The 1,941-nt window shown below is 49.0% G+C and carries 3 protein-coding genes; all 3 read right to left on the bottom strand.

The window, feature by feature from the left end:
• Positions 1 to 254: 254 nt before the first annotated feature.
• Genes WBM93_RS05120 through WBM93_RS05110 form a run of 3 tightly spaced genes read right to left on the bottom strand, consistent with a single transcriptional unit; the run spans position 255 to position 1,770 of the window.
• The gene (locus WBM93_RS05120; protein ID WP_424429055.1) at positions 255 to 521 is read right to left on the bottom strand and encodes a hypothetical protein; all 267 of its coding nucleotides are present in this window, start codon (positions 519 to 521) and stop codon (positions 255 to 257) included.
• Positions 506 to 1,318 (bottom strand): hypothetical protein, encoded by an 813-nt coding sequence (locus WBM93_RS05115; RefSeq protein WP_424429052.1) that lies wholly within the window; start codon positions 1,316 to 1,318, stop codon positions 506 to 508. The genes WBM93_RS05120 and WBM93_RS05115 overlap by 16 nt, the downstream gene beginning before the upstream one ends.
• Positions 1,319 to 1,323: 5 nt before the next feature.
• A complete protein-coding gene (locus WBM93_RS05110) occupies positions 1,324 to 1,770 on the bottom strand; it encodes a hypothetical protein (RefSeq protein ID WP_424429049.1) in 447 nt (148 codons plus the stop codon).
• Positions 1,771 to 1,941 lie beyond the last annotated feature (171 nt).

Genomic DNA, 1,941 nt, shown 5'->3' with positions numbered 1-1,941 from the left:
AGGGCTGGAACCGCAAATTTTTCTGCGACATGAAGAGCAAGAGATCGCCGGAGATGGTCGGGTTTTTCGAGATATACCGGGCGGTTTTCGGGCGGGTCAAGGGTTGACCGCAATAATCTGTATTACTGATCGAACACGCGGGATAATTGGCTAAGCCGCAAGCTATTTGAGAGATAGTCCACCGGAATAATTGGCGGGTCGGAACCATCAATATCCCTATTCCTGGTCCTATTAGCCCTTGCTTAACCCCAAGCTTATTCGGGCGAAGTCTTTGGTAAAATAACCTCATCATGGGTAGCAATGACAAGAATCCAATCGTTTCCAGCCCCACCTCCGGGATTGCTATACCATGGCTCCTGTTCTTCGCCGTCTTTCCACAACTCCAAAACATCGGTGGACTTAACAACAATCAGCTTCATATCACTGTGGGAACCAACAAAATTACTCGCCTCCTCGGCACTTTGTGTAGCAAATGCAATAGTTGACGGCATATCTGATCTCCCTGCTAGTTTGATGCCCAAGATTTCAATTTTTCATCAAAAATGGTTTGATTGTCCTTTTGAGAATATGCAGTTTTAAAAATTGTAGCTTTTTTTGCAGACACCTGAGCCACACAGCTAGATTTAGAGTCGCACAGTCGACTAAGCTTGGTCCTAGAGGGTACGACGGCTTCAAAGGCGTTAATTCGCTCCATAACCCGATCATCTGCAGTATTTGAAATTGCATCAACCAGACTCAACCGGAACTGATCGTAGTTTTTCAGGTTCGCCACTCCTCTCTTAAAGGCGGCTTCATTCCCGAAGAGTGCGCCAAGAGAAACATCCGTATCCTGAACTGCGGATTCTGTGGCGGCAGCGCCTGTGGAAACGAGAGCGGCCCCGCCCTTTGCCGCGAGAATTTGCGCCGCGATACCGGTAGCGAAATATTGAGCAAGCCCCGATTTTGATTCAACTTCCGTTGCACCGACTTGACCTCCGAAATCCGCTCCAAAACTTGCTAACACCGAATAGCTGTCTTGCGCTTTTCCGTTCCAAGCGACCAATGAACAGGGATGAACTGCGTATTCGCCGTCCCCCGAGACTTCGATATCGGAAGTCAAGTTACAGGGATTCAGCACTCCACCACTATTGGATTCCGACGTATTCGCAACCAACGGCATAATCACTGCTTCTTGCCGATCATAAGCGAGCATAATTTCCGGAACCTGATTTACGTTCTGGCCAACCTTGAAACCTAGAGTAGTGTTCGTCCCGAATATCATCGTGTTGCTATGCCGGGTCGCCTGTACACACCCCGCGGTCAACGCGATAAGTCCCATAATCCCTATTTTTCCGTATAATCGACTATGCATGGATCTTGCCCCTCCAGTGATGAAATTATTTTGGCGGCGTTTTCCGCCTGTGCGGCTGACCGAACTACAATCAATAACTGACATTCGGATGGGTCAGCAGTGACCAGATTGCTTGCATTCCAGCCGATAAACGGACCTGACTGCCAACCCACACCCAATGTTTTGATATCCGCAGCCTGCACATTACCTTGGCTAGCTGGCAACCGCAGGCGCGTTATTCCGATATGCGTGCTCTGCTGATATGCGGTGGCTGCGACACCATCCTGCTGCACCATATTTATAGTTGTACAGCCGGTCAGCGCGCCGGACAAAAATATCAGCAAAATCGAGAAATTCACAAAACGAGTCATCGTGCCCCACGAAAAATGATCAGCAATGCGACTCGTTTTCTTTTGATGATATGCTAATTTCATAGCCATGTAAAATATCGAGGCTTGCACCGATCACCTTTGACCCCCGTCACGCTCCTCCAAAAAAACTCGCCCTCGCAAAAAGAACAAACATCGAACATATAGCCCAGTCCACCCTGTCCTTTCGACCCGCTGGACTCTCTCCGGCATCTTCGGCAAAGCACCCGCATGAGTCTGACC

It is taken from the genome of Parasphingorhabdus sp., from assembly GCF_049667325.1.
GTDB lineage: Bacteria > Pseudomonadota > Alphaproteobacteria > Sphingomonadales > Sphingomonadaceae > Parasphingorhabdus.
This window is presented reverse-complemented; position numbering and strand designations above follow the sequence as displayed.

Coding starts and splice junctions, on each gene's coding strand:
- WBM93_RS05115 (WP_424429052.1), bottom strand. CDS start 1,318: ATGGGACTTATCGCGTTGACCGCGGGGTGTGTACAGGCGACCCGGCAT.
- WBM93_RS05110 (WP_424429049.1), bottom strand. CDS start 1,770: ATGGCTATGAAATTAGCATATCATCAAAAGAAAACGAGTCGCATTGCT.